General features: G+C 64.6%; 25 protein-coding genes. 13 read left to right on the top strand and 12 right to left on the bottom strand.

Annotated elements, in window-relative coordinates; genetic code table 11:
* Positions 1 to 42 precede the first annotated feature (42 nt).
* The 3 genes from WMW70_RS18765 (at position 43) to WMW70_RS18755 (ending at position 1,871) form a co-directional block, all read left to right on the top strand.
* Complete coding sequence (locus WMW70_RS18765) at positions 43 to 600, top strand: DNA-3-methyladenine glycosylase I (RefSeq protein ID WP_341438979.1); 558 nt, start codon at positions 43 to 45, stop codon at positions 598 to 600.
* 45 nt (positions 601 to 645) lie between these two features.
* Entirely contained in the window at positions 646 to 1,533 is an 888-nt protein-coding gene (locus WMW70_RS18760; RefSeq protein ID WP_341438978.1) for a lysophospholipid acyltransferase, read from the top strand.
* A gap of 71 nt (positions 1,534 to 1,604) precedes the next feature.
* Complete coding sequence (locus tag WMW70_RS18755) at positions 1,605 to 1,871, top strand: PilZ domain-containing protein (RefSeq protein WP_341438977.1); 267 nt, start codon at positions 1,605 to 1,607, stop codon at positions 1,869 to 1,871.
* A 10-nt stretch (positions 1,872 to 1,881) separates the two neighbouring features.
* Here the strand turns inward: WMW70_RS18755 and WMW70_RS18750 are convergent, their stop codons facing one another.
* From WMW70_RS18750 to def, 5 genes are read right to left on the bottom strand one after another with little or no spacing between them, the layout of a single operon-like run.
* Positions 1,882 to 2,211 (bottom strand): tetratricopeptide repeat protein, encoded by a 330-nt coding sequence (locus WMW70_RS18750; protein WP_341438976.1) that lies wholly within the window; start codon positions 2,209 to 2,211, stop codon positions 1,882 to 1,884.
* A 9-nt stretch (positions 2,212 to 2,220) separates the two neighbouring features.
* Positions 2,221 to 3,594, bottom strand: a complete 1,374-nt coding sequence (gene trkA, locus WMW70_RS18745; RefSeq protein WP_341438975.1) for a Trk system potassium transporter TrkA — start codon at positions 3,592 to 3,594, stop codon at positions 2,221 to 2,223.
* A gap of 12 nt (positions 3,595 to 3,606) precedes the next feature.
* Positions 3,607 to 4,917, bottom strand: coding sequence for a 16S rRNA (cytosine(967)-C(5))-methyltransferase RsmB (gene rsmB / locus WMW70_RS18740; RefSeq protein ID WP_341438974.1), 1,311 nt, complete (start codon positions 4,915 to 4,917; stop codon positions 3,607 to 3,609).
* Entirely contained in the window at positions 4,914 to 5,858 is a 945-nt protein-coding gene (fmt, locus tag WMW70_RS18735; protein WP_341438973.1) for a methionyl-tRNA formyltransferase, read from the bottom strand. Before fmt ends, rsmB begins: the two co-directional genes overlap by 4 nt.
* Positions 5,859 to 5,911: 53 nt before the next feature.
* Positions 5,912 to 6,418, bottom strand: coding sequence for a peptide deformylase (gene def, locus WMW70_RS18730; protein ID WP_341438972.1), 507 nt, complete (start codon positions 6,416 to 6,418; stop codon positions 5,912 to 5,914).
* Between the two features lie 153 nt (positions 6,419 to 6,571).
* On the opposite strand from def, the gene WMW70_RS18725 reads away from it, so the two are divergent.
* The 3 genes from WMW70_RS18725 (at position 6,572) to WMW70_RS18715 (ending at position 9,389) form a co-directional block, all read left to right on the top strand.
* Positions 6,572 to 7,597, top strand: a complete 1,026-nt coding sequence (locus tag WMW70_RS18725) for a LysM peptidoglycan-binding domain-containing protein (RefSeq protein WP_341438971.1) — start codon at positions 6,572 to 6,574, stop codon at positions 7,595 to 7,597.
* An 86-nt stretch (positions 7,598 to 7,683) separates the two neighbouring features.
* The gene (gene dprA, locus WMW70_RS18720; RefSeq protein ID WP_341438970.1) at positions 7,684 to 8,790 is read left to right on the top strand and encodes a DNA-processing protein DprA; all 1,107 of its coding nucleotides are present in this window, start codon (positions 7,684 to 7,686) and stop codon (positions 8,788 to 8,790) included.
* Between the two features lie 41 nt (positions 8,791 to 8,831).
* The gene (locus WMW70_RS18715; protein WP_341438969.1) at positions 8,832 to 9,389 is read left to right on the top strand and encodes an L-threonylcarbamoyladenylate synthase; all 558 of its coding nucleotides are present in this window, start codon (positions 8,832 to 8,834) and stop codon (positions 9,387 to 9,389) included.
* A 50-nt stretch (positions 9,390 to 9,439) separates the two neighbouring features.
* On the opposite strand, the gene WMW70_RS18710 is transcribed toward WMW70_RS18715, so the two are convergent.
* Entirely contained in the window at positions 9,440 to 10,417 is a 978-nt protein-coding gene (locus WMW70_RS18710; protein ID WP_341438968.1) for an NADPH:quinone reductase, read from the bottom strand.
* A 409-nt stretch (positions 10,418 to 10,826) separates the two neighbouring features.
* Between WMW70_RS18710 and hemF the strand changes: the two genes are divergently transcribed.
* Genes hemF through WMW70_RS18695 form a run of 3 tightly spaced genes read left to right on the top strand, consistent with a single transcriptional unit; the run spans position 10,827 to position 13,204 of the window.
* Positions 10,827 to 11,747 carry an oxygen-dependent coproporphyrinogen oxidase gene (gene hemF, locus WMW70_RS18705; protein WP_341438967.1) on the top strand — a complete coding sequence of 307 codons (921 nt, stop codon included), beginning with the start codon at positions 10,827 to 10,829 and terminating at the stop codon, positions 11,745 to 11,747.
* The gene (aroE, locus tag WMW70_RS18700; protein WP_341438966.1) at positions 11,747 to 12,571 is read left to right on the top strand and encodes a shikimate dehydrogenase; all 825 of its coding nucleotides are present in this window, start codon (positions 11,747 to 11,749) and stop codon (positions 12,569 to 12,571) included. Before hemF ends, aroE begins: the two co-directional genes overlap by 1 nt.
* 6 nt (positions 12,572 to 12,577) lie before the next feature.
* On the top strand, positions 12,578 to 13,204 hold the full coding sequence (locus tag WMW70_RS18695; RefSeq protein ID WP_341438965.1) for a class I SAM-dependent methyltransferase: 627 nt from the start codon (positions 12,578 to 12,580) through the stop codon (positions 13,202 to 13,204).
* Between the two features lie 25 nt (positions 13,205 to 13,229).
* Here WMW70_RS18695 and WMW70_RS18690 read toward each other — a convergent pair whose 3' ends face one another.
* The 3 genes from WMW70_RS18690 to betC form a co-directional block, all read right to left on the bottom strand.
* Positions 13,230 to 14,798 carry a SulP family inorganic anion transporter gene (locus WMW70_RS18690; RefSeq protein ID WP_341438964.1) on the bottom strand — a complete coding sequence of 523 codons (1,569 nt, stop codon included), beginning with the start codon at positions 14,796 to 14,798 and terminating at the stop codon, positions 13,230 to 13,232.
* Positions 14,799 to 14,879: 81 nt separating this feature from the next.
* Entirely contained in the window at positions 14,880 to 15,800 is a 921-nt protein-coding gene (gene choX / locus WMW70_RS18685; protein ID WP_341438963.1) for a choline ABC transporter substrate-binding protein, read from the bottom strand.
* Between the two features lie 43 nt (positions 15,801 to 15,843).
* Complete coding sequence (gene betC / locus WMW70_RS18680) at positions 15,844 to 17,352, bottom strand: choline-sulfatase (protein ID WP_341438962.1); 1,509 nt, start codon at positions 17,350 to 17,352, stop codon at positions 15,844 to 15,846.
* 112 nt (positions 17,353 to 17,464) lie between these two features.
* Between betC and WMW70_RS18675 the strand changes: the two genes are divergently transcribed.
* Together WMW70_RS18675 and WMW70_RS18670 are read left to right on the top strand one after the other, a co-directional pair.
* The gene (locus WMW70_RS18675; RefSeq protein WP_341438961.1) at positions 17,465 to 18,385 is read left to right on the top strand and encodes a choline sulfate utilization transcriptional regulator; all 921 of its coding nucleotides are present in this window, start codon (positions 17,465 to 17,467) and stop codon (positions 18,383 to 18,385) included.
* A gap of 154 nt (positions 18,386 to 18,539) precedes the next feature.
* A complete protein-coding gene (locus WMW70_RS18670; protein WP_341438960.1) occupies positions 18,540 to 19,283 on the top strand; it encodes a hypothetical protein in 744 nt (247 codons plus the stop codon).
* 278 nt (positions 19,284 to 19,561) lie between these two features.
* Here WMW70_RS18670 and WMW70_RS18665 read toward each other — a convergent pair whose 3' ends face one another.
* Complete coding sequence (locus tag WMW70_RS18665) at positions 19,562 to 20,086, bottom strand: Mpo1 family 2-hydroxy fatty acid dioxygenase (RefSeq protein WP_341438959.1); 525 nt, start codon at positions 20,084 to 20,086, stop codon at positions 19,562 to 19,564.
* A gap of 89 nt (positions 20,087 to 20,175) precedes the next feature.
* Here WMW70_RS18665 and WMW70_RS18660 point away from each other — a divergent pair, with 89 nt between their 5' ends.
* Together WMW70_RS18660 and WMW70_RS18655 are read left to right on the top strand one after the other, a co-directional pair.
* Positions 20,176 to 20,859 carry a Crp/Fnr family transcriptional regulator gene (locus WMW70_RS18660; RefSeq protein ID WP_341438958.1) on the top strand — a complete coding sequence of 228 codons (684 nt, stop codon included), beginning with the start codon at positions 20,176 to 20,178 and terminating at the stop codon, positions 20,857 to 20,859.
* Positions 20,860 to 20,952: 93 nt separating this feature from the next.
* Complete coding sequence (locus WMW70_RS18655; RefSeq protein ID WP_341438957.1) at positions 20,953 to 22,935, top strand: alkaline phosphatase D family protein; 1,983 nt, start codon at positions 20,953 to 20,955, stop codon at positions 22,933 to 22,935.
* A 101-nt stretch (positions 22,936 to 23,036) separates the two neighbouring features.
* Here WMW70_RS18655 and WMW70_RS18650 read toward each other — a convergent pair whose 3' ends face one another.
* Positions 23,037 to 24,350: an NAD(P)/FAD-dependent oxidoreductase gene (locus WMW70_RS18650; protein ID WP_341438956.1), complete on the bottom strand. Its 1,314-nt coding sequence runs from the start codon at positions 24,348 to 24,350 to the stop codon at positions 23,037 to 23,039.
* A gap of 351 nt (positions 24,351 to 24,701) precedes the next feature.
* Positions 24,702 to 25,106: a MerR family transcriptional regulator gene (locus tag WMW70_RS18645; RefSeq protein WP_341438955.1), complete on the bottom strand. Its 405-nt coding sequence runs from the start codon at positions 25,104 to 25,106 to the stop codon at positions 24,702 to 24,704.
* Positions 25,107 to 25,156 lie beyond the last annotated feature (50 nt).

Below are 25,156 nucleotides of genomic sequence, written 5' to 3'. Positions count from 1 at the left end.
TATACCCCAATCCGCGCCGCCTCCACTGCCCTGGAAGGCCCTATGCCACGCTGCTCTTGGTGCTCCGACGACCCGCTGTATATCACCTACCACGATCAGGAATGGGGCGTGCCGCAACGCGACCCCCAGGTGCTGTTCGAATTGCTGCTGCTCGAAGCCTTCCAGGCCGGCCTGTCGTGGATCACCGTGCTGAAGAAGCGCGAGCGTTACCGCGAGGTGTTGTTCGGCTTCGATGTGCAGCGCCTGGCGGAACTCACCGACGAGTACATCGAAGAAACCCTGATGCAGGACCCCGGCATCATCCGCAACCGCCTCAAGCTTCAGGCCGTGCGCAAGAACGCCCAGGCCTGGCTTGCGCTTGAGGACCCGGTGACGCTGCTCTGGTCCTTTGTTGGCGGCGCGCCGAAGATCAATCACTTCAGCGAGCGCGACCAGGTGCCAGCGGTAACCGCCGAGGCCGAGGCGATGAGCAAGACGCTGAAGAAGGCCGGCTTTACCTTTGTCGGTCCGACCATCTGCTACGCCTATATGCAGGCCACCGGCATGGTCATGGATCACACCGTCGATTGTGACCGCTACGCGCAACTGACCACTCGCTAGCTCGGGTGGTTACAATAAGCGCCTTTTGATCGGCTGGAGTTGCCTGTGGAAAAGCTCAAAGGTGCCCTGGTGGTGGGCTTTCTGCGTTTGTTTGCCTTGCTGCCGTGGCGCGCCGTGCAAGCCGTGGGCGCTGCAATTGGCTGGTTGATGTGGAAGCTGCCGAACGGCTCACGCGAAGTGGCCAGCATCAACCTGCGTAAATGCTTTCCCGAGTTGGACGAAGCCGGGCACCAGCGTCTGCTGGGCCAATCGCTGATGGATATCGGCAGAACCCTGACCGAAAGTGCCTGTGCCTGGATCTGGCCGGCGCAGAAATCCATCGGCCTGGTGCGTGAAGTCGAAGGCCTGGAAATCCTGCAGCAGGCATTGGCCAGCGGCAAGGGCGTGGTCGGCATCACCAGCCACCTGGGTAACTGGGAAGTGCTCAACCACTTTTATTGCGCGCAGTGCAAACCGATCATCTTCTACCGCCCGCCCAAGCTCCAAGCCGTCGACGACCTGCTGCGCAAGCAGCGTGCGCAGATGGGCAATCGCGTCGCGCCGTCGACCAAGGAAGGTATCCTCAGCGTGATCAAGGAAGTGCGCAAAGGCGGTACGGTGGGCATTCCGGCCGACCCTGAGCCGAGCCGGTCGGCGGGAGTGTTCGTGCCCTTCCTGGCGACCGAGGCGCTAACCAGCAAGTTCGTTGCCGGCATGTTGAGTGGCGGCAAGGCCTGTGGCGTATTTCTGCATGCCCTGCGCCTGCCGGATGGCTCGGGCTTCAAGGTCATCTTTGAGGCTGCCCCGGAGGAGATGTACAGCACCGATACCGCAACCGCCGTGGCGGCGATGAGCAAGGTTATCGAGCGTTATGTACGCACCTACCCGAGCCAGTACATGTGGAGTATGAAGCGCTTCAAGAAGCGCCCGCCGGGCGAGGCCAAGTGGTACTGACAGCGCCGTCCCGGTTGCGGCTTTCGGCCGCTCTCGGCTAGTCTGCATGGACCCATACTGATGGATGCAGCATGAGCAATCATCGAAGCAATGTCCGCACGCCGCTCAAGGTTCGCCTGCGCATCGAGCATCCGCTGCATGGCGAACTTATCCTCACCACCCGGGATATTTCCGATTGCGGCGTCTATGTGCTGATGGATCAGGCGCAGGACAAGCTCAGCATCGGCGAGCGAGTCAGGGGCCAGGTGCAGGGGCTGCCGATGGAGGCACCTATCCTGCAGCTGGAAGTGGTGCGGGTCGAGGCCATGGGGGTTGGCCTGCGTTTTGTCCGCGAGTAGCTCCCGCCAGTTAGCTGGGGCGGTTTGCAGCAGCCTTATCCAGACGCTTGAGAAATACCCCTATTTCCTTTTCCGCCTGTTTATCGCCTTTCGCCTGGGCGGCTTGTAGCCCTTCTGTCCAGGCGCGGCGGGCGTCGTTGGGCAAGCCCTGCTTGTTCAAGGCCTGGCCGAGCAGCTTCCAGGCCGCCGAATAGTGCGGGTCGAAGGCCACGCAGCGTTGCAGGTGCTCGGCGGCGCGAGGAAAGTCGCCGGCATCCAGATAACCCTTGCCCAGACCGAAGCGCAGCAGGGCGTTATCCATGCCCTTGGCCAGCATTTTTTCCAGGGCTTCAGTGCTCATGGATGATTCCTAAAAGAACGTCAGGCCGACCTGGAACAAACGTTCGGCATCGCGAATATATTTCTTGTCGACCAGGAACAGGATCACGTGGTCGCCGGTTTCGATCACTGTCTTGTCGTGGGCGATCAGCACCTCGTCGTTGCGAATGATCGCGCCGATGGTGGTGCCCGGCGGCAGGGCGATATCTTCGATGGCGCGGCCGACCACCTTGCTCGATTTGGCGTCACCATGGGCGATGGCCTCGATGGCCTCGGCGGCCCCGCGCCGCAGGCTGTGCACGCTTTCGATATCGCCGCGGCGCACATGGGTCAGCAGGGTGCCGATGGTGGCCTGCTGCGGACTGATGGCGATATCGATTTCGCCGCCCTGGACCAGGTCGACATAGGCCGGGTTGTTGATCAGGGTCATTACCTTGCGTGCCCCCAGGCGCTTGGCCAAAAGCGACGACATGATATTGGCCTCGTCGTCGTTGGTCAGGGCCAGGAAGATATCGGCGTCGCTGATATTCTCTTCCACCAGCAGGTCGCGGTCCGAGGCGCTGCCCTGCAACACGATGGTGCTGTCCAGGGTTTCCGAGAGGTAGCGGCAGCGCGCCGGGTTCATCTCGATGATCTTCACCTGGTAGCGGCTCTCGATGGCCTCGGCCAGGCGTTCACCGATATGCCCGCCACCGGCGATCACCACCTTCTTGTAGCTGTCTTCCATGCGCCGCATTTCGCTCATCACCGCACGGATATGCGCCTTGGCGGCGATAAAGAACACCTCGTCATCGGCCTCGATCACCGTGTCGCCCTGGGGCATGATCGCCCGGTTGCGACGGAAGATCGCCGCCACCCGGGTGTCCACATTCGGCATATGCTCGCGCAGCTGGCGCAGCTGCTGGCCGACCAGGGGGCCGCCGTAATAGGCCTTGACCGCCACCAGCTGGGCCTTGCCTTCGGCGAAGTCGATCACCTGCAGGGCACCGGGGTATTCGATCAGGCGTTTGATGTAGTTGGTCACCACCTGCTCGGGGCTGATCAGCACGTCGACCGGGATCGACTCGTTGCTGAACAGGCCGCTACGGGTCAGGTAGGCCGCCTCGCGCACCCGGGCAATCTTGGTCGGGGTGTGGAACAGGCTGTAGGCCACCTGGCAGGCGATCATGTTGATTTCATCGCTGTTGGTCACTGCCACCAGCATGTCGGCATCGTCCGCGCCGGCCTGGCGCAGCACCGTGGGGAAGGAGCCGCGGCCCTGCACGGTGCGGATATCCAGGCGGTCACCGAGGTCGCGCAGGCGGTCGCCGTCGGTGTCGACCACGGTGATATCGTTGGCTTCGCTGGCCAGGTGTTCGGCCAGGGTGCCGCCAACCTGGCCGGCCCCGAGAATGATGATCTTCATGCAGTCTGTTCCTTAGCCGCGGGTGGCAGCGATTTTGATCAGCTTGGCATAGTAAAAGCCATCGTGGCCGTCGATTTGCGGCAATAACTGGCGACCATGGGCTGGCTTGAGGCCGAACGCGCCGGCGATATCCAGCTCGCGGGCACCGGGGGTGCGGGCGAGAAAGGCGGCGATGGTGTCGCTATTTTCGGCAGGTAGCACCGAACAGGTGGCGTACAGCAGGATGCCGCCGACCTCCAGGGTCTGCCACAGGCTATCCAGCAGTTCACCCTGCAGCTTGGCCAGTGCGGGAATGTCTTCAGCCTGGCGGGTCAGCTTGATATCCGGGTGACGGCGGATCACCCCGGTGGCCGAGCAGGGGGCGTCGAGCAGAATGCGCTGGAACGGCGTGCCATCCCACCAGGCCGCCAGGTCGCGACCGTCGGCGGCGAACAGCTCGGCTTCCAGGCCCAGACGCTTGAGGTTCTCGCGCACGCGCACCAGGCGTTTTTCTTCCAGATCCACCGCCACCACGCCGGCCAGCGCCGGTTCGGCCTCCAGCAGATGGCAGGTCTTGCCGCCAGGCGCGGCGCAGGCGTCCAGCACGCGCTGGCCGGGGGCCAGGTCGAGCAGTTCGGCCGCCAGCTGCGCTGCTTCGTCCTGCACGCTGACGCGGCCTTCGGCAAAGCCCGGCAGGGTGGTGACATCGCAGGCCTGGAGCAGGCGGATGCCGTCATGGCTGAAGGTACAGGGTTCGGCCTCGAAGCCGACGCGGCGCAGTTCCGCCAGGTAGTCATCACGGCTGCCGAGGCGGCGATTGACCCGCAGAATCAGTGGCGGGTGGGCATTATTGGCGGCGCAGATGGCCTGCCACTGCTCGGGCCATTCGGCCTTCAGGCGTTTCTGCAGCCAGCGCGGATGGGCGCTATGCAGCACCGGGTCGCGGTCCAGCTCGGCCAGCAGCGCCTCATGCTCGCGCTGGGCATTGCGCAGCACGGCATTGAGCAGGCCCTTGAGCGAGGGCTTCTTCAGCTTGTCGACACAGGCCACCGTCTCGCCGATGGCCGCATGCGCCGGGATGCGTGTGTAGAACAGCTGATACAGGCCGATCAGCAGCAGCGCCTCGACGTCGCGGTCGGCGGCTTTGAAGGGTTTTTGCAGCAGCTTCTCGGCGATCAGGGCCAGGCGCGGCTGCCAGCGCGCGGTGCCGAAGGCCAGGTCCTGGGCCAGGCCGCGGTCACGCTGCTCAACCTTGTCCAGCAGCGGCGGCAGGCTGCTGCCTAGCGAGGCCTTGCCATTGAGCACCACGGCCAGGGCGCGAGCGGCGGCCAGACGTGGGTTCATGCGCCTAGCACCAGGCCAACGGCGAACTGCTCGCGGCGGCTGTTGTACAGATCGCTGAAGTTCAGCGCCCTGCCGCCGGGCAGCTGCAGGCGGGTCAGGCGCAGCGCGCCTGCGCCGCAGGCCACCGTCAGCCCGGATTTATCGGCGGCGAGAATAGTGCCTGGGGCACCACTGCCCTCGCCCAGCTCAGCGGCATGTACCTTGATGGCTTCGCCACTTAGCGTGCTATGGCAGATCGGCCAGGGGTGAAAGGCCCGCACCAGGCGCTCCAGTTCAATGGCCGGGCGGCTCCAGTCCAGGCGCGCTTCATCCTTGTTCAGCTTGTGCGCATAGGTGGCCAGGCTGTCGTCCTGAACTTCACCGACCAGGTTGCCGGCGGCCAGGCCGTCTATGGCTTGAATCACCTCCTGTGGGCCGAGTGTGGCGAGGCGGTCGTGCAGGCTGCCACCAGTATCTTCGGCAGAAATTGGCGTGCTGATCTTGAGCAGCATCGGCCCGGTATCCAGGCCGGCTTCCATCAGCATCACGGTAACGCCCGACTCGGCGTCGCCGGCTTCGACCGCGCGCTGGATAGGCGCTGCACCGCGCCAGCGTGGCAGCAGGGAGGCGTGACTGTTGATGCAACCCAGGCGCGGGATATCCAGCACCACCTGCGGCAGGATCAGGCCGTAGGCCACCACCACCATCAGGTCGGGCTTGAGTGCGGCCAGTTCGGCCTGGGCGTCGGGATCGCGCAGGGTTTGCGGCTGGTACACGGGAATTTCATGCTGTACGGCAAGTTGCTTGACCGGGCTGGGCGTGAGCTTTTGCCCGCGGCCGGCGGGGCGATCCGGCTGGCTGTACACGGCAATGATCTGGTGGGGCGTGTCGAGCAAGGCCTTGAGGTGCTCGGCGGCGAATTCCGGGGTGCCGGCAAAGACAATACGCAGTGCTTCAGTCATGGGGGCTCGCTAAAGAAAAAGGCTTGCCGTAGCAAGCCTTTGAAAGTTGTGGCTCAAGCCTGCTGGCGATGCTGCTTTTCCAGCTTCTTCTTGATCCGGTCGCGCTTGAGATTGGACAGGTAGTCGACAAACAGCTTGCCGTTGAGGTGGTCGCACTCGTGCTGGATGCACACCGCCAGCAGGCCCTCGGCGATCAGTTCATAGGGCTGGCCGTCGCGGTCCAGCGCCTTGATCTTGACCTTCTGCGGGCGGTCGACGTTTTCGTAGAAACCCGGTACCGACAGGCAGCCTTCCTGATACTGCTCCATCTCCTCGGTCAGCGGCTCGAACTCGGGGTTGATAAACACCCGCGGTTCGGACTTGTCTTCGGACAGGTCCATCACCACCAGGCGTTTATGCACGTTCACCTGGGTTGCGGCCAGACCGATTCCGGGAGCGTCGTACATGGTTTCAAACATGTCGTCGATCAACTGGCGCAGGGCATCATCGACCACGGTCACCGGTTTGGCGATGGTGCGCAGACGTGGATCGGGAAATTCGAGGATATTCAGGATCGCCATATGCGTTTGTGATGCACTTGTGGAATAAAGTCAAAATCCGCTGCTAAGATGATGAGCAGCATTGGAAAAACGGTTTAAAGCCGCGTTTCCACTGGGTTCAGTCGCGGCGCTAGGGCGCTCTACGTGAAGACATATAATAAAGGGATTCACCGCATGAGGAAATCACTACTCGCCCTGCTGCTGCTTGCCGCAGGCGGCTTGGCCCAGGCCGATGTGCAACTCAAGGACGGTCACCCGGACCGTTACACCGTGGTCAAGGGCGATACCCTGTGGGATATCTCCGGGCGTTTTCTCCGCCAGCCGTGGAAGTGGCCGGAAATCTGGCACGCCAATCCCCAGGTGGAAAACCCCCATCTGATCTATCCCGGCGACCAGCTGAGCCTGGTGTATATCGACGGTCAGCCGCGTCTGATGCTCAACCGTGGTGAGTCCCGCGGCACCATCAAGCTGTCGCCGCAGGTGCGCAGCACGCCGATGGCCGAAGCCATTCCGACCATTCCGCTGGAGGCGATCAACAGCTTCCTGCTTTCCAACCGCATCATCGATACCCCGGACGAATTCGAGCTGGCCCCCTATATCGTCGCCGGCAATGCCGAGCGCGTGGTCAGCGGTGCCGGTGACCGTGTCTATGCCCGTGGCAGCTTCGACGAGACCGCTCCGGCCTATGGCATTTTCCGCCAGGGCAAGACCTATATCGACCCGGATACCCAGGAGTTCCTCGGCATCAATGCCGACGATATCGGCGGTGGCGAGATCGTTGCCGAAGAAGGCGATATCGGCACCATGATGCTGACCCGCTCCACCCAGGAGGTGCGCCTGGGCGACCGCCTGTTCGCCACCGAAGAACGGGCGATCAATTCGACCTTTATGCCCAGCGAGCCGACCAGTGAAATCAATGGCCTGATCCTCGACGTGCCGCGCGGCGTGACCCAGATCGGTCAGTTCGATGTGGTGACCCTGAACAAGGGCGCGCGCGATGGCCTGACCGAAGGCAGCGTGCTGGCCATCTACAAGACCGGTGAAACCGTGCGCGACCGCGTCACCGGCGAATCGGTGAAGATCCCCGACGAGCGGGCTGGCCTGCTGATGGTGTTCCGCGCCTACGACAAGCTCAGCTATGGCCTGGTGCTTGGGGCCACCCGCTCGCTGGCGGTGATGGACAAGGTACGTAACCCCTAATAACCAGAAGCCCCGCAATTGCGGGGCTTCTGCGTTAAGCAGCCTGCCCAGCCGCCCAGCGGCGCGACCGATCAAGGATGATCCCGATGTCGCAACTCTCTCCTACCGTTTCTCCTGCCGAACTTGAAGCCCGCCTGCGCCTGCATTGCCTGCCGGAGCTGGGCCCGCGGCGTTTTCGCAAACTGCTTAGCGCCTTCGACAGTGCCTCGGCGGCGTTAAGCGCCCCGGCCAGTGCCTGGCGCGCCCTGGGCTTGCCGGCGGCCTGCGCCGAGCCCCGCCGCAGCGCCGAAATCCGCCAACGCGCGGCTGCCGCCCTGGCCTGGCTGGAGGTCGATAAACAGCACCTGCTGATGTGGGATGACCCGATCTATCCCGGGCTGCTCGCCGAGCTTAACGATGCCCCGCCGCTGCTGTTCGTCGCCGGTGACCCGACGCTGCTGGAGCTGCCGCAGCTGGCCATGGTCGGCAGCCGCCGGGCCTCGCGCCCGGGGCTGGACACGGCGCACAGCTTCGCCCGCAGTCTTGCGGGTGGTGGTTTTGTGATCACCAGCGGCCTGGCCCTGGGTATAGACGGTGCCGCCCATCGGGGTGCCCTGGATGCCGGCGGCAAGACCCTGGCCGTGTTGGGTACCGGTCTGCAGTGCCTGTATCCGGCGCGGCACAAGAGCCTGGCCGGCGAAATCGTCGAGGGCGGCGGTGCGCTGGTCTCCGAGTTGCCGCTGGACTGCCCGCCGCAGGCGAGCAACTTCCCGCGGCGTAATCGCATCATCAGTGGCCTGTCCCTCGGCGTGCTGGTTGTCGAAGCCAGCCCCTCCAGCGGTTCGCTGATCACCGCGCGTCTGGCGGCCGAGCAGGGCCGCGAGGTCTATGCGATTCCCGGTTCGATCCATCATCCCGGAGCCCGCGGCTGCCATCAGCTGATCCGCGACGGGGCGACGCTGGTGCAGAGCGTCGAACATATTCTCGAGGCGTTGCGCGGTTGGCAGCTGGCGGAGCCCGGTCAGGCGACCGCGCCAGCTCCGGCGGACAACCATCCCCTGCTGGATTTGCTGCATGCCGCGCCGCACAGCAGCGAAGCCCTGGCCGCCGCCAGCGGCTGGCCTCTGGCGCAGGTGCTGGCGGCCCTGACCGAGCTGGAACTGGAAGGCCTGGTGGCCAACGAAGGCGGGCGCTGGCTGGGCCGCACCGGTTAGCTTGGATACACTGCGCAGCAGCCTTTAGCGGAGAGTTATCGATGGTCAGCAGTTTTCAGGTGCAGCAGGCAGCGCGGGTGGTGCGCCAGGGCGGAGTGATCGCCTACCCGACCGAGGCGGTATGGGGCCTGGGTTGTGACCCCTGGAATGATATGGCGGTGGAACGCCTGCTGGCGCTCAAGGAGCGGCCGGTGCACAAGGGCCTGATTCTGGTGGCCGAGTGCATCGAGCAGTTCGACTTTCTCCTCGAGGACCTGCCGGAGATCTGGCAGGAACGCCTGGCCGGCAGCTGGCCTGGCCCCAATACCTGGCTGGTGCCTCATCAGGATCGCCTGCCGCAGTGGATTACTGGCGAACACAGCAGTGTCGCCCTGCGGGTCAGCGACCACCCCGGGGTGCGGGCGCTATGCCGCCTGACCGGGCCACTGGTGTCGACCTCGGCCAACCCGGCCGGTCGGCCGGCGGCGCGTTCGCGGCTGCGGGTCGAGCAATACTTCCCGCGGCAGCTGGACAAGGTCCTCGGCGGAGCCCTGGGCGGACGCAAGAACCCTAGCCTGATCCGCGATCTGGTCACGGGCGATGTGATTCGCCCGTCCTGATCTGAACAAAGCCCAAAAGCTCGTGGCTAAAGCCCCTCCCACCCTACGGTTTACGGCAATAGGATGGTCGAGCCAGTGGTCTGCCGGGCGCTGAGGGCGGTTTGCGCGGTGGCGGCATCCTTGAGCGCGTAGCGGTTGCTGATCTCGACCTTGAGCCGGCCGCTTTCGATCATGCCGAACAAGTCATCGGCCATCCACTGCAGGCGCTCGGGGGTGTCGGCGTAGCCGGCCAGGGTCGGGCGGGTAACGAACAGCGAACCCTTCTGCGCGAGAATGCCCAGGTTGACCCCGGTCACCGCCCCGGAGGCGTTGCCGAAGCTGACCAGCAGGCCGCGCGGGGCCACGCAGTCCAGCGAGGTTTCCCAGGTGTCCTTGCCGACGCCGTCGTAGACCACCGGGCACTTCTTGCCGTCGGTCAGCTCCAGCACCCGCTGGGCGACGTTTTCATGGCTGTAATCGATGGTCGCCCAGGCCCCCTGCTCTTTGGCCCGTGCGGCTTTTTCTGCGGAGCTGACGGTGCCGATCAACTTGACCCCAAGTGCCCTGGCCCACTGGCAGGCCAGGGAACCGACGCCACCGGCGGCGGCGTGGAACAGAATGGTTTCGCCACCTTGCAGGGGGAAGGTCTGGCGCAACAGGTAGTGCACCGTCAGGCCCTTGAGCATGACGGCGGCCGCCTGCTCGAAGCTGATCGCATCCGGCAATTTCACCAGCTTCTCGGCTGGCAGTACGTGCAGCTCGCTGTAGGCACCCAGTGGGCCGGTGGCATAGGCGACGCGGTCGCCCACCTGAAAGCCACTCACTGCAGAGCCCACCGCCTCGACGATCCCCGCACCCTCGGTGCCCAGGCTGGACGGCAGCGCCGGTGGCGCATACAGGCCGCTGCGGAAATAGGTGTCGATAAAATTCAGGCCGATCGCCTGGTTCTGCACCCGCACTTCATTTGGACCTGGGGCAGCGGGTGTGTAGTCGCTGTATTCGAGAACGTCCGGGCCGCCGTGACGGTTGAACTGGATACGCATGGCCATTTTCAGAGTCTTCCGCAATTGAATGCCTGGATGATGCCCGCACGGGCAGAAACTTACCGTTATCCAATCGTCTGCTTTGACCGCCGTCAACTGCGGATGCCGGGTAGCAAAAAAATGGTCGGGAGCCATTTTTAACGTCGCGCAGCGCCGGCCCGAGGGGTGGCCGCCATGGATGCAGGCCATAAGAAATCGTCAGGAACGATTTTTAACGTCGCGCAGCGCCGGCCCGAAGGGTGGCCGCCATGGATGCAGGCCATAAGAAATCGTCAGGAACGATTTTTAACGTCGCGCAGCGACGGCCCGAAGGGTGGCCGCCATGGATGGCAGGCCATAATGTTATGCTTGCCGCCGATTTCGCCGCTCGGCTACCTCGTTGCCGAGCGGCCTTACCCGCTTTCAAGGTGCCGCCGTGAGTGACCGTACTGAGGCCGTCAAAGCCTACCTGCTGGATCTGCAAGACCGTATCTGCTCTGCCCTGCAAGCCGAAGATGGCGGTGCTGAATTCTTCGAGGATGCCTGGCAGCGTCCGGCCGGTGGCGGCGGTCGTACGCGGGTGATGGAGAACGGTGCGCTGATCGAAAAGGGCGGAGTGAACTTCTCCCATGTGTTTGGCGACAGCCTGCCGCCGTCGGCCAGCGCTCATCGCCCGGAACTGGCCGGGCGCGGTTTCGAGGCACTCGGCGTGTCCCTGGTGATCCACCCGGAAAACCCCTATGTGCCGACCTCCCACGCCAACGTGCGCTTCTTCAGCGCCGAGAAAGAGGGCGAGGAGCCGGTCTGGTGGTTCGGCGGTGGCTTCGACCTGACCCCCTACTACGCCAATGAAGAAGACTGCGTGCACTGGCACCGGGTCGCCTTCGACGCCTGCGCGCCCTTCGGTGCCGAGGTCTACCCGAAGTTCAAGGCCTGGTGCGACCGCTACTTCCACCTCAAGCACCGCGGCGAGCCGCGCGGCATCGGCGGGCTGTTCTTCGACGACCTCAACCAGTGGGATTTCGACACCAGCTTCGCCTTTATGCGCGCCATCGGCGATGCCTATATCGAGGCCTATCTGCCCATCGTCCAGCGGCGCAAGCTGACCCCTTATGGCGAGCGCGAGCGCGAGTTCCAGGCTTTCCGCCGGGGCCGTTATGTGGAGTTCAATCTGGTGTTCGACCGTGGCACCCTGTTCGGCCTGCAGTCCGGTGGGCGAACCGAGTCGATCCTGATGTCGCTGCCGCCCCATGTGCGCTGGGGTTACGACTGGAAGCCCGAGCCGGGCAGCGAAGAGGCGCGGCTGACCGAATATTTCCTCACCGACCGCGACTGGCTTAACGAGGCGGGCCGCTGATGGACCGCTACGGCGTATTCGGCAACCCCATTGGCCACAGCAAGTCGCCGCTGATCCACGGCCTGTTCGCCGCGCAGACCGGCGAGCAGCTGAGCTATGAGGCCCTGCTCGCGCCGCTGGAGGATTTCCCCGGGTTTGCCCGCCGCTTCTTCGCGGCGGGTCTGGGAGCCAATGTCACCGTGCCGTTCAAGGAGCAGGCCTTCGCCCTGGCCGATAACCTGACCCCACGGGCGCGGCGCGCCGGGGCGGTAAATACCCTGAAGAAACTCGACGACGGCAGCCTGCTCGGCGACAACACCGACGGTGCCGGCCTGGTGCGTGATCTGACCGCCAATGCCGGTGTAAGCCTCAAGGGCAAACGCATTCTTCTGCTGGGGGCCGGCGGTGCCGTGCGTGGGGTGCTGGAGCCCTTGCTGGCCGAACAGCCGGCGGCTCTGGTAATTGCCAACCGCACTGTGGCCAAGGCCGAGCAGCTGGTGCATGAGTTCGCTGACCTGGGGCCGGTGGTAGCCAGCGGTTTCGACTGGATCGATGCGCCGGTGGACCTGATCATCAACGGTACCTCGGCCAGCCTGGCCGGCGAGTTGCCGCCGATTGCGCCGAGCCTGATCCAGCCCGGCCACACAGTCTGTTACGACATGATGTACGCCAAGGAGCCCACCGCCTTTAACCGCTGGGCCGCCGAGCGCGGCGCGGCGCGCTGCCTGGATGGCCTGGGCATGCTGGTGGAGCAGGCCGCGGAAGCCTTCCAGCTGTGGCGCGGCGTGCGCCCCGACAGTGCGCCGGTGCTGGCCGAACTGCGCCGCCGCCTGGCCGAGGGCTGAACGCCAGTGTCCTTGAACGCGGCTGAACTGGCGCAGATCAGTGCTCTGACCCTGGCCCATTATCAGGACTGCGCCGAAGACTTCCGCGCCGGCACCCGTGATCACGATGTCAGCCAGAATATCGCCGCCCTGCTCGCGTCTATCCAGGCGACTGCGCCCTACCAGATTCTCGATTTCGGCTGCGGCCCGGGCCGCGACCTGCGCACCTTTAGCGCCCTGGGCCATGTGGCCACCGGCCTGGATGGCTGCCCGCGGTTCGTCGAGATGGCCCGCGCTGACAGCGGTTGCGAGGTCTGGCTACAGGACTTCCTCGCCCTCGATCTGCCGGATCAGCACTTCGACGGCATCTTCGCCAACGCCGTGCTGTTCCATATCCCCAGCCAGGAACTGCCGCGGGTGCTGCGCCAACTGCATGCCAGCCTGAAGCCGGGCGGCGCGCTGTTCAGCTCAAACCCCCGCGGTGACAACCAGGAGGGCTGGAACGGCGAGCGCTACGGTGCCTATTACGACCTGGTCAACTGGCGCACCCTGCTCACCGCCGCCGGCTTTGTCGAGCTGCAGCACTACTACCGCCCGCCCGGCCTGCCTCGCGACCAGCAACCCTGGCTGGCCAGCGTCTGGCGCAGGCCATAGCCCGCTTCGGTTCCGCGTACTGGCGCTAATCCTCGAACTGCACGGGGCAGTGTTCGGCCCCTTCGAGCTTGTGGATTTCCTCGATCACATGCGGTCGCGCCCGGCGCAGGGTCAGGCTGCGTTGCTGCGCCTGCAGGCGGCGGGCCTCCTGGTGGAGCATGGCGACCCCGGCGTAATCGATGAAGTTGATGTGCTGGGCATCGATGATCACCCGTTCACCGCGGCTGCGCTGGATAACCTGCTGCAGGTAATGGCAGGCCCCGAAGAAGATCGAGCCTTCGATCCGCAGCAGCTCCTGGCCGTCCTCCTGCCAGCAGCGGATGCGCGGCTGCGAGGTGCGCTTGAGGTAGAAGAACAGCGACGCCAGCACCCCGGCGTAGATCGCCGTCTGCAGCTCCAGCAGCAGGGTGGCGAGCAGGGTCAGCAGCATCACCACGAATTCCGCCCGGCTGACCCGCAGCAGCGCACGCACGCCGGCGATATCCACCAGCCCCCAGCAGATCAGCAGGATTCCTGCGGCCATGCCGGGCAGCGGCACATGGGCGATCAGGCGGCTGCCGAACAGGGCGAACAGCGCCACCAGCAGCGCGGAAAACACCCCGGCCATGGGCGAGCAGGCCCCGGCCTGCAGGTTCAGCGCCGAACGGGTGAAGGAGCCGGCCGACAGCGAGCCGCCGAACCAGGGGCCGATCAGGTTCGACAGGCCCTGGGCGCGCACCTCTTGATTGGCATCGAGCAGCTGCTGGGACTTGCTGGCCAGTGCGCGGGCGATCGACAGGCTGGTGACCAGGCCGAGCATGCCGCAGGCCACCGCCGCCGGCAGCAGCTCAAGGACGTTTGCCAGCTCCAACCGCAGCAGGTTGAACGGCGGCAGCTTGCCCTCGAAGCTGCTGACTAGGGCAATATTGCCGAGCTGCGCGGGCCAGGCCAGCACCAGCAGGCTGGCGGCGACTATGCCCAGCAGCAGGGCCGGCGAGCGCGGCCACAGGCGTCTGCTGAGCAGGCTCACGGTGAGGGTGAACAGCGCCACCGCCAGGCTGCGCCAGTCGCTTTCCAGCAGGTGTTCACCGATATTCAGCAGGCTCGCCAGGGCCGTGGCCTGGCTGGCCACGCTGATGCCGAGCAGGTTGGGCAGTTGTCCCAGGGCAATCACCAGGGCTGCGCCGAGGGTGAAGCCGAGCACCACCGAATGGGAGACGAAGTTCACCAGCGCGCCGAAGCGCAGCAGGCCGAGCAGCCACTGGAACAGCCCGGCGAGAAAGCTCAGCAGCAGGATCAGGGCGATAAAGTCGTCGCTGCCCGGGGCCGCCATGGGGCTGACGCTGCTGAACAGGACGATGGAGATGGCTGCGGTCGGGCCGCAGATCAGGTGCCAGGATGAGCCCCACAGGCTGGCGATGATCACCGGCACTATGGCCGCATACAGGCCGTATTCCGGTGGCAGGCCGGCGATCAGGGCGTAGGCGATGGATTGCGGCAGGGCCAGGATGGCCCCGCTCAGGCCCACCAGCAGGTCCTGGCCGAGGCTGCGTCTGCTGCAGTTGGGCAGCCAGCGCAGAAACGGCAACAGGGTCTGAAGGCGGGGTAGCGGCATAAGTCGGCTTCTTGTGTGGGCGATGGACGGCACCGCGGCAGTGCCGCGGCCCGTCTACTTTAGGGAATCAAGCCGGGCGCTTCAAAGTTTGGCGTTGACCGCAGCCAGGCCATCACCCCCCGTGCGGCTGCTGACCCCCTCGAGCCAGGCGGCGACTACCGCCGGGTTGGCTTGCAGCCAGGCCTTGACCGCCGCGTCGTTGCTCGCCTGCTTGCTCAGCACCTGGTCCATGATGGCGTTCTCCATCTCCTGGGTGAAGGTCAGGTTGCTCAGCAGCTTGCCGACGTTCGGGCACTGCGCGGCATAGCCCTTGCGGGCCAGGGTGTTGACCTGGCCACTGGCACCGAAATACTGCTCGCCGCCCTTGAGATAGCGCATGTCGTACTGCACGTTCATCGGGTGCGGGGTCCAGCCGAGAAACACCACGAACTGCTCGCGCTTCACCGCCCGGCCGACCTGTACCAGCATGGCCTGCTCGCTGGATTCCACCAGCCGCCAGTCGCCCAGGCCGAACTCGTCGGCGGTGATCATCTGCTTGATCGACTCGTTGGCCGGTGCGCCGGAGGCGATGCCGTAGAGTTTGCGTTCGAACTGGTCGGCATGTGCGTCGAGGTCGGCGAAGGTCTTCACCCCGGCGTCATAGGCGTAGGCCGGTACGGCCAGGGTGTATTCGGTGCCGCCGAGGTTTTCCACCAGCTGGTCGACCTCGCCCGTGGCGACGAACTTGTCGTAGTTGCTCTGCTGCGCCGGCATCCAGTTGCCGAGAAACGCATCGACCTGGCCTTTCTGCAGACCGGCGAAGATGATCGGCACCGCCAGGGTCTGAGTCTGCACCTTGTAGCCCAGACCGTCGAGCAGGAAGCTGGCGATGCCATTGGTCACGGCGATATCGCTCCAGCCCGGATCACCCAGCTTGACCGTGGCGCAGGCGGCGTCCTCGGCCAGCGCATTAGCGGCGCTGGTCAGGGCTCCGGCGAGTAGTAGCACGCTGAATCTGTTCATGGCATTTCTCCTTTGTTCTGATAGTAGTGGGAGGCAGTGCGTTTCAAACCTGTGGGTAACGGGCGCGACGTTCCAGGTCGTCGAGGTCGATATGATTGCGCATGTACTGTTGGCTGGCGTCGACCCAGGGCTGGTGATCCCAGCTGCTCAGCTTGCCCAGGCTCAGGGCCTCGGCGACCAGGCGGCGGCGGCGCTGGCTGGCCAGGGTGGCGGCATGGATCGCCGGCATATCCCAGCGCGCCCGCGCTTCGGCGAGGAATTCGCCGAGTACGCCCTGGTGCTCGGCCGAGTCGGCCAGGTTTTCGCGCTCCTGCGGATCGTGGCGCAGGTTGAATAGCAGCAGCGGGTCCTGCTCGGAGTAGATGAACTTCCACTCGCCGCGGCGGATCATCATCAGCGGGCTGGTGCTGCCCTCGGCCATATACTCGCCAAGCACCTGGTCATGCCCGCCGTCGCCCTGCAGATGGTTCAGCAGCGAATGGCCATCGAGCGCCAGGCCGGGTTCGACCTGACCACCGGCCAGCTCCACCAGGGTCGGCAGCAGGTCCATGGTCGACACCGACTGGCTGACCCGGTGCGCGGCGAAGCGCTGCGGTGCGTGCACCAGCAGTGGCACCCGGGCAGCCATCTCGAACCAGTGCATCTTGTACCAGAGGCAACGCTCGCCGAGCATGTCGCCGTGGTCGCCGGAGAACACGATGATGGTGTCCTCGCTCAGGCCGCACTCCTCCAGGGTCTTCAGCAGCTTGCCGATATTGTCGTCGATATAGCTGCAGGCCCCGAAGTAGGCGCGGCGCGCGTCGCGGACCTTGGCCTCGGGCAGCGGCTTGTCCCACAGGTCGATGACCTTGAGCAGGCGCTGCGAGTGCGGGTCCTGCTGGGCCTGGTCGAGGGTCTGGCGCGGCAGGGGGATCTCCACGCCCTCGTAGCGCTCCCAGTATTCGGCCGGGATGGTGTAGGGGTCATGCGGGTGGGTCATCGACACGGTCAGGCAGAACGGCTGGTCCGGGGTCATGCGCACATGGTCGTAGAGGTACTGCCGAGCCTTGAACACCACCTCCTCGTCGAAATCCAGCTGGTTGCTGCGCACGCAGGGCCCGGCCTGCAGCACCGAGGACATGTTGTGGTACCAGCTGGCGCGCACTTCGGGCTCGTCCCAGTTCACCGCCCAGCCGTAGTCGGCCGGGTAGATGTCGCTGGTCAGGCGCTCCTCATAGCCGTGCAGCTGATCCGGGCCACAGAAGTGCATCTTTCCCGACAGCGCGGTGCGATAGCCGAGGCGGCGCAGGTAGTGGGCGTAGGTCGGCACGTCGGCGGGAAAGTCGGCGGCATTGTCGTAGGCCCCGATCTTCGACGGCAGCTGGCCGCTGACCAGGGTAAAGCGCGACGGTGCACACAGCGGGCTGTTGCAGTAGGCCGAGTCGAACACCACGGCCTGTTCGGCCAGCTTCATCAGATTGGGCATCTGCACCGGCGAGGTGGCATCGTGCAGTGGCAGGATCGGCGCAGCCATCTGGTCGGCCATGATAAAGAGGATGTTCGGGCGTTTCATGGCAGCCGGTATTCCATATAAAAGATTTATGCGAAAGTGCTGCACTGATCATCAGGCCAAGTACCGGAGCGGTAAACCCGCGACGAATACATGACTCGGATAACCACAGCTTATGTTTGAGCATATCGATGGACTGTCCCTGGACAGCTTGCGGGTGTTCGAATCCGCGGCCCGCCAGCTGAGCTTTACCGCAGCCGCCCATGAGCTGGGCAGCAGCCAGCCGGCCATCAGTCAGCAGATCAAGCGCCTGGAGCAACAGCTGGCGACCCGCCTGTTCGACCGGGTTTATCGCGGCATTGCTCTCACCGAGGCCGGCGAGTTGCTGCTGGGTTATGTGCAGGACGGTCTGCACAGCCTGAACGCCGGCCTGGCGGCGGTTACCGCGCAGCAACAGCATGAGGTGCTGCAGGTGGCCACCGACTTCGCCTTCGCGGCTTACTGGCTGATGCCGCGTCTGCCGCGCTTTCACCGGCTGCACCCTGAGGTGGACGTCAGCCTGATCACCAGCGAGCGCGACCACGGCGCGCTACCGGCGGAAATCGATGTGGCGATCAACTTCGGCGATGGCCGCTTCAAGCATGCCGAAGCGCAGCTGCTGTTTCGCGAAGAAGTCTTTCCGGTGTGCAGCCCTGGGCTGCTCGAGGGGCAGGCGCTGCCCCTGCCTCCAGCGGCGCTGGCCGGTTTGCCGCTGCTGCACCTGCGCCCGGAAAACCGTTCGCGCTGGTACGACTGGGCCGGCCTGTTCCGTGCCTTTGGCCTTGCCGAAACGCCCAGCCCGGGCAGCCTGCGTTTCGACAATTACACCCTGCTGATCCAGGCGGCGATTGCCGGTCAGGGCGTGGCGATCGGCTGGCGGCATCTGGTCGACGAGCTGTTGGCGCAGCGTCTGCTCTGTCGCCTAGGCAGCGAGGTCGCCCACTCCGAGTTCGGCTATTACCTGGTGCTGCCCGAACGCAAGCGTCGCCAGCGTCTGACCCAGGCCTTTGTCGTCTGGCTGCAGGCCGAGCTGGGCGAGGCCCCTGCTCCGCGTTGAAATCCGCCCCTGCAGACCCGGAACAGGGCCCGGGCTGAAATCACTCTTAAGGCTACTGTCACGGGGAGGCTGGCGTAGTACCCTAGGCTTGCGTTATAGATGGACAAAGGCTCCATCAGCACTGCTCAAAAAAATAATAAGGAGCACCCCGGGAATGCGTCTTAAGTCGTTGTTTCGCAATCTGTTTGTCTGGTCCATTGGGCTCTTTGCCGGGCTTGCGCCGCTGGCCTACGCCGAGGCCGTCAGCCCTCAGGAACAGGTGCAGGTGCAGGCCAGCCGGGTAACCAGTAGCCTGATGCTGTTACGTGGCGAGGGTTTCCAAAAGAAACACCAGGAGGCGCTCGAACTCGATCTGCAGGCCCTGGCGGCCGCAGTGCAGCGTCTGCCGCAAGACTCCGACGCCTTGCGTAGTGCCCATCAGGAACTGGTGGTGCAGATTCGCCGTGGGGTGTCCTTCGGCCCGGGCGAGGATGATATGCCCTGGCGCTACCCGGAAGAGTTGAGCAAGGCCCTGCTCGGGGTGCTGGATGAAACCCGCAAGCTGGCCCCCGCCGATGATAGCGAGGTGGCTGCCAAGCTCGAATACCTCTCGGTGCAGTACCTCAGCCGCTCCTACTTCGGCAACTTCGAGATTGCCCGCGAGCAGACCGATACCTACCTCGGCCAGGACGAACGCAAGCTGGTGCCCGCCGTGGACAGCCAGTTGGCGGCCCTCGATCCGAAAAGCAACGCCGGGGTGGTCAAGCTGAAGACCCGCTGGGAATACCTCAAGGCCGCGCTAAACGACCTGAACAGCCAGAGCAGCGCCCTGCAAAGCGCCTCCGGCCGCCCCTTCGCGCCCATCACCGTGTATCGCCATACCCGTTCCTTTACCGAGCAATGGATGGCGATGTACTAACAGGCCGTTGAAAAACTACCTGCGTTGGCAATACTGCGTTAAAAACGGCCTCGGAATGCTCATTTACAGCCAGTAAACTCCGCTTCCTCGGCCGTTTTTGCCTTGTCTTGCCTGCCTCGCCTACGTTTTTTCAACGGCCTGCTAACCCATTTACGATCTGCTGCGCGTCGGCCCTGCTGGGTTACTAACGTAGCGCCTTGCAGGACTCTAGCTCGCGAGAGCTTGAATAGGTTCTAGGCGTAAAGCGTCGGGCGACGGACTAACCGGTCCTGGCCGCGTCAGGCAGTGGTTCTCTTCTCGCGGATACAGGTCGGCCCGGCGCGCTGGACGATGGCCTGCTCGACTTCCTTGCGCAGGCCCAGCAGGAAAGCCGCTTCGGCGGCGACGAACAGCGGACCGATCACCAGGCCCATGACGTCATCGACAAAGGCCGGTTTGCGCCCCTCGTAGTAATGACCGACAAACTGGATGATCCAGCCGATCACAAACAGGCCGATACCGCTGCTCAACCACACCGTTGTCGACTGCACGGCCAGGCCCGCTGCCGCCCACAGGCTGAGCACCAGCAGCAGCGCCATCAGCAGGCCGAAGCGCAGGTCCAGGCGCAGGTAGAAGGCCCCCGCCGCCACGGCCACCAACAGCGCTGGGGACAACCACAGGCCGAGAAGCTCGAAGCCTGGGCGTGAAAGCAGCACGGCCACCGCCACAACGATCAGTGGAATACCGATAAAGTGGCTGAGAATATTGCGTTGGTCGCGGTGATAGGCCGCGTATTGAGCCAGATGGTCGACCAGGGTTTTCATTATTATTTTCCTTATGCAAGACAGGTGGCCAGCATGAACCTTCATGCGTACGCCGCTCTGTCAGCTAGCCGACAAAGCCGGAGCCGCCGATGAACGCCGCCCACAGCTATCAGGCGTGTTTGCGTCAGGGGCATTGGTTCAATGCGCTGCCCGCAGCCTTGCAGGAGGCGCTGCTGGCCGCCGCCCAAGTGCAACAGCTGGCGGCGGGGCAGGTGCTGTTTCGCCGGGGCGACAAACCCTGCGGCCTGTATGCGGTGGTCGAGGGTGGCATGCGCATCGGCGCGGTCAGCGCCACCGGCAAGGAGGCGCTGCTGACCCTGGTCGAGCCGCCCTACTGGTTTGGCGAGATCTCTCTGTTCGACGGTCAGCCGCGCACCCACGATGCCTTTGCAGAAGGTGCTACCACTCTGTTGCTGGTGCCGCAGGCGCGGCTGCTGGCGCTGCTCGAACAGCAGCCGCAGTACTGGCGCGACTTCGCCCTGCTGATGAGCCACAAGCTGCGTCTGGCGTTTATCGCCCTGGAAGAAATGAGCCTGCTGCCCGCGGCTCCGCGCCTGGCACGGCGGCTGCTGCTGATTGCCGAGAACTACGGCGAGGGCGAGCCGCGCCGGGTCCTGCATCTGCCCCAGGAGCAGCTGGCGCTGATGCTGGCGATCTCCCGGCAGACCACCAACCAGATCCTCAAGGAGCTGGAAGGCCGGGGCATCCTGCGCCTGACCTATGGCGAGATCGAGATTCTCGACCTGCCGCGCCTGCGTCAGGCGGCGCAGTAACGTTTTGCTACATGGCGGTCTGCATGCGGGGAATCTACGAGGTCACCTGGCACTCTATGATTGACCCCTACCTTTACTAGAGCTGCTGTCCGGATGCCGAAGCCCGCCCCTGTTACCCACGCTGACTTGCCCCCGGTGCTGGCCGGCCCGCTGCTGCGCCGCATGGAGCCGCAGCGCCTGGTGCTCTGGCTGGTCGGCAGTCAGCCGTTGTCGCTCAGCCTGCTGCTGAGCCATGGCGATGCGCCGGAGCCACAGCGCTACCCGCTGCAAGGCGACAGCTGCCAGGTGATTCAGATCGGCGAGCAGGCGTTTATCCACCTGATCGATCTGGCGTTCGACACCCCGCTGCCCTGCGATGTGCAGATCGACTACGACCTGCTGATCGAACAGCCCGGCCAGGCCGCACTGGGCATCGTCGACTGGGCCCCGCACCTGCTGTATGACGGCGCGACTCGGGCCAACTTCGTGCTGCGTGCGCAGCTCGACCATCTGCTCCATGGTTCCTGCCGCAAGCCGCATCATCCGGCGGCCGATGGCCTGCTTTGTGCCGACCGTCTGCTGGCCGAAGCGCATGCCCCCGAGCAGCGTCCGGCGCTGCTGCTGATGAGCGGCGACCAGATCTACGCCGACGACGTCAGCGGGCCGATGTTGCGGGCGATTCATCAGGTGATCGAGCGTCTTGGCCTGTTTGGCGAGCACCTGCAAGGCGCGGTGGTGGATGACAGCACGGCGCTTTACCAGCACCCGGCCAGCTACTATCAGCGCGCCGAGCTGCTGCCGGCGCTGAAGAGCAATGACACCCTGCGCGAGCGGTTTTTCGGCGGCGTGGAGAAGCCGGTGTTCACCACCAGCAGCGCCGACAACCACCTGGTGACCTGCGCCGAAGTGCTGGCCATGTACCTGCTGGTCTGGTCGCCGACGCCCTGGACGTTGCTGGAAGCCGAAATGCCGGCACTGAGCGCCGAGGAAGTGCCGCGTTATCAGGCCGAGCGGGGCCATATCGAGGCGTTTCGCGGCGGCCTTGGCCGGGTCGCGCGGGCCCTCGCCCACCTGCCGACGCTGATGATCTTCGATGACCACGACATCACCGACGACTGGAACCTCTCCGCGCAGTGGGAGGAAACCGCCTACGGCCACCCGTTTTCCAAACGCATCATCGGCAACGCGCTGATTGCCTACCTGCTATGCCAGGGCTGGGGCAATAACCCGGATGTGTTTGCCAAGCCGCTGCAGATGATCCGCGCGATGACCGAGGGCCGCGACGCCGCCAACCATATGGATTGTCAGCCGCAGGACGCGCTGATCGACGAACTGCTGAGCTTTCACCAATGGCAATTCGTGCTGCCGAGCACCCCGGCCCTGTTGGTGCTGGACACCCGCACGCGGCGCTGGCGCAGCGAGCGCAACCTCAAGCGGCCCTCCGGCCTGCTGGATTGGGAAGCGCTGTGCGAGTTTCAGCAGGAGCTGCTCGATCATCCGTCGGCGATCATCGTCTCCCCAGCGCCGATATTCGGCGTCAAGCTGATCGAGACCATCCAGAAAGTCTTCAGCTGGGCCGGTCATCCGCTGATGGTCGATGCGGAAAACTGGATGGCCCACCGTGGCGCGGCGCAGGTGATGCTGAATATCTTCCGCCACTCACGTACGCCGGGTAACTACGTGATCCTTTCCGGCGACGTGCATTACTCGTTTGTCTACGAGGTGCTGATCCGCCAGCGCAAGCGCGGCCCGCAGCTCTGGCAGATCACCAGCAGCGGCCTGAAAAACGAATTCCCGGCGCGCCTGCTCGACTGGTTCGACCGCCTCAACCGCTGGCTCTACGCGCCCTGGTCACCGCTCAACTGGCTGACCACCCGCCGGCGCATGCAGGTCACCCCGCGTATTCCCTCGCGCAGCAAGGCCGGCGAACGCTTGTGGAATGGCGCGGGGCTGGGCCAGGTGTTCTTCAATGAGCAAGGCCAGCCGAGCGCGATCTACCAGCTGAATGCCGATGGCTCGCCAGCGGTGGCTTTTGTCGATGATCGCGACGAGGTGCCGGCCAGCCCAGCGACGCTCAGCACTGCCGGCAAAAGCTAAAGGCTCGCAGGCATGGCGGAGTGCCGCCCAGCCGCGCCTAAAGGTTTAAGCGCTTTTGTAGGAGCGGCCTTGGCCGCGATGGTCTGCTGTACGCGAAAGGCTTAGCGCAATTTTTCCAGCATCTGGTAGTACCACATGCCGGCCGCCAGCATCGGGTTGCCGAACACGTCGCCCAGCGGCACCTTGATGTGCTTGCAGGCGGCGAAGGTGTCGTAGTGGCCCAGGGTGCCGGTCAGGGCGTTGGCCATGATCTCGCCCATGATGTGGGTGGTGGCGATGCCGTGGCCGGAGTAGCCCTGGCAGTACCAGACGTTATCCGACAGCTTGCCCAGCTGCGGGATGCGGTTGATCACGATGCCCATGGCGCAGCTCCACTGGAAGTCGATGGCGACGCCCTTGAGCTGTGGGAAAGTCTGTTCGATGCCGGGGCGCAGTTCGGCGGCGATATCCCGCGAATCACGCCCGGAGTAGTTGCAGCCGCCGCCGAACAGCAGGCGACCATCGGCGGTCAGGCGGTAGTAGTCGAGGACGAAGCGGCAGTCGTACACGGCCAGGTCCTGCGGGTTGATTTCCTTCGCCAGTTCACCCAGCGGCGCGGTGGTGACGATGCCGCCCATGGCCGGGAAGATCATGCCCTTGAGCTTTTTCGGCTCCAGCTTGTGGTACACGTCGCCGGCCAGCAGCACCTGCTTGGCCTTGATCCGTCCGCCTGCGGTGACCACCGCCGGGTTGGCACCGTGGATGATCTCCAAAACCGGCGAGTGTTCGAAGATCAGCGCGCCCAGGCTGGCCGCCGCCTTGGCTTCGCCGATGCACAGATTCAGCGGGTGCAGGTGCATGTTGCGGGTGTTCTTCAGCGCGCCGTTGTACAGGTCGCTGGCCAGGTGGCTCTGCACCCCGGCGCGGTCGAGCAGGGTCACGTCATTCGCCATGCCGCGGCGCACCGCTTCGGCGTAGGTGGCCTCCAGCTCCTGCATATGCACGGGCTTCATCGCCGCGTGCAGGTGACCGTGCTTGAGGTCGCACTGGATGGCGTACTTCTCCACGCGGTTCTTGATGATTTCGTGGCCACGCCAGCGCAGGTGCCAGATAAAGTCTTCAACCTCCTCGCCGAGGGTGTTGCGCATCTGCTTGGTCATCGCCGCATCGCCCGACAGGCTACCGGTGACCTGGCCGCCATTGCGCCCGGTGGCCCCCCAGCCGATCTTGTGCGCCTCGACTATGGCCACCTTGAGCCCGCGTTCGGCCAGCTCCACGGCGCTGGCCACGCCGGTAAAGCCGCCGCCGATGATCACCACATCGACGCTGACCTCGCCCTGCAGGGTCGGGTAGGCGGTTTCCTCATTGAGGCTGGCGCTGTAGTAGGACGGGCAGCGTTCGGCGGCGGGCGTTACGGGTTTGATGGCGGCGTTCATAAGGCGGTTCCTGGGTACGACTGGCGGGTGCTGGGCCCGAACCGGGCACAGGGTCGGCAGCCAGGGTTGCTGGCTGCGGGGCGATCAGTGGCCTGTGCTCAGGGCATCCGGCGGGCGCGCGTGGCGGCAATGCCACAGGGCCCAGAAGGCGAGGATCTGTGGCAGCAGGGCGGGGGGCACAAAGCTGCGCCGCTCGCACCGATGCGCAGCCAATAGGGGGGTGAGGAACAGCTGTACGGAAGGACACATGGCCAGCAGGTTCACACAGGGCCAAGAGTGCGTTAAATCCTGTTTTTCACATGCTTGGTTATTGCTTGGCTAAACATTGAGCCTGGCCGCTGTCGGCCTGAGTCAACTGCCGCGCAGATTGGCCAGCACCCGCTCGGCGTTTTCCGTGCAGGGCATGCCTTCCGGTTTGCTCTCGATGGTGGCGATGATGTTCAGCAGTTGCGCCTTGTTCTGCGCCAGGCGCTGCTGCATGGCCTCGATTTCGCCGACCTTGCGCTGCAGGCTGCCGAGCATCTCCTCGTGAGCCCAGCCCTGGGGGCTGGCGTCGGGCAGCAGGCGGCGAATCTCCTCCAGGCTGAAACCGGCCTGCTGCGCGCAGCTGATAATCCCGAGGGTCTGCACCGCCTGTTCCGGATAACTGCGATAACCGTTGGCCTGGCGCTGGGCACTGATCAGCCCGCTGGCCTCGTAGAAGCGAATGCGCGAGGCGGCCAGACCGCTGCGCGTGGCCAGTTCACCAATTTTCATCATCTGTGCTCCGGGCTATTGACCTTGAAGTTGACTTTAACCTTAACCTT

The organism is Pseudomonas sp. XK-1 (assembly GCF_038069885.1).
In the GTDB taxonomy this organism is placed as follows: domain Bacteria; phylum Pseudomonadota; class Gammaproteobacteria; order Pseudomonadales; family Pseudomonadaceae; genus Aquipseudomonas.
Note: the sequence above shows the minus strand (reverse complement) of the source record. Positions and strands in the feature narration are given on the sequence as shown.

Excerpts from the sequence above, each read along its gene's own strand:
- WMW70_RS18765 (WP_341438979.1), top strand. The coding sequence starts at position 43 with ATGCCACGCTGCTCTTGGTGCTCCGACGACCCGCTGTATATCACCTAC.
- WMW70_RS18755 (WP_341438977.1), top strand. The coding sequence starts at position 1,605 with ATGAGCAATCATCGAAGCAATGTCCGCACGCCGCTCAAGGTTCGCCTG.
- WMW70_RS18750 (WP_341438976.1), bottom strand. The coding sequence starts at position 2,211 with ATGAGCACTGAAGCCCTGGAAAAAATGCTGGCCAAGGGCATGGATAAC.
- trkA (WP_341438975.1), bottom strand. The coding sequence starts at position 3,594 with ATGAAGATCATCATTCTCGGGGCCGGCCAGGTTGGCGGCACCCTGGCC.
- rsmB (WP_341438974.1), bottom strand. The coding sequence starts at position 4,917 with ATGAACCCACGTCTGGCCGCCGCTCGCGCCCTGGCCGTGGTGCTCAAT.
- fmt (WP_341438973.1), bottom strand. The coding sequence starts at position 5,858 with ATGACTGAAGCACTGCGTATTGTCTTTGCCGGCACCCCGGAATTCGCC.
- def (WP_341438972.1), bottom strand. The coding sequence starts at position 6,418 with ATGGCGATCCTGAATATCCTCGAATTTCCCGATCCACGTCTGCGCACC.
- WMW70_RS18725 (WP_341438971.1), top strand. The coding sequence starts at position 6,572 with ATGAGGAAATCACTACTCGCCCTGCTGCTGCTTGCCGCAGGCGGCTTG.
- dprA (WP_341438970.1), top strand. The coding sequence starts at position 7,684 with ATGTCGCAACTCTCTCCTACCGTTTCTCCTGCCGAACTTGAAGCCCGC.
- WMW70_RS18715 (WP_341438969.1), top strand. The coding sequence starts at position 8,832 with ATGGTCAGCAGTTTTCAGGTGCAGCAGGCAGCGCGGGTGGTGCGCCAG.
- WMW70_RS18710 (WP_341438968.1), bottom strand. The coding sequence starts at position 10,417 with ATGGCCATGCGTATCCAGTTCAACCGTCACGGCGGCCCGGACGTTCTC.
- aroE (WP_341438966.1), top strand. The coding sequence starts at position 11,747 with ATGGACCGCTACGGCGTATTCGGCAACCCCATTGGCCACAGCAAGTCG.
- WMW70_RS18690 (WP_341438964.1), bottom strand. The coding sequence starts at position 14,798 with ATGCCGCTACCCCGCCTTCAGACCCTGTTGCCGTTTCTGCGCTGGCTG.
- choX (WP_341438963.1), bottom strand. The coding sequence starts at position 15,800 with ATGAACAGATTCAGCGTGCTACTACTCGCCGGAGCCCTGACCAGCGCC.
- betC (WP_341438962.1), bottom strand. The coding sequence starts at position 17,352 with ATGAAACGCCCGAACATCCTCTTTATCATGGCCGACCAGATGGCTGCG.
- WMW70_RS18675 (WP_341438961.1), top strand. The coding sequence starts at position 17,465 with ATGTTTGAGCATATCGATGGACTGTCCCTGGACAGCTTGCGGGTGTTC.
- WMW70_RS18670 (WP_341438960.1), top strand. The coding sequence starts at position 18,540 with ATGCGTCTTAAGTCGTTGTTTCGCAATCTGTTTGTCTGGTCCATTGGG.
- WMW70_RS18665 (WP_341438959.1), bottom strand. The coding sequence starts at position 20,086 with ATGAAAACCCTGGTCGACCATCTGGCTCAATACGCGGCCTATCACCGC.
- WMW70_RS18660 (WP_341438958.1), top strand. The coding sequence starts at position 20,176 with ATGAACGCCGCCCACAGCTATCAGGCGTGTTTGCGTCAGGGGCATTGG.
- WMW70_RS18655 (WP_341438957.1), top strand. The coding sequence starts at position 20,953 with ATGCCGAAGCCCGCCCCTGTTACCCACGCTGACTTGCCCCCGGTGCTG.
- WMW70_RS18650 (WP_341438956.1), bottom strand. The coding sequence starts at position 24,350 with ATGAACGCCGCCATCAAACCCGTAACGCCCGCCGCCGAACGCTGCCCG.
- WMW70_RS18645 (WP_341438955.1), bottom strand. The coding sequence starts at position 25,106 with ATGAAAATTGGTGAACTGGCCACGCGCAGCGGTCTGGCCGCCTCGCGC.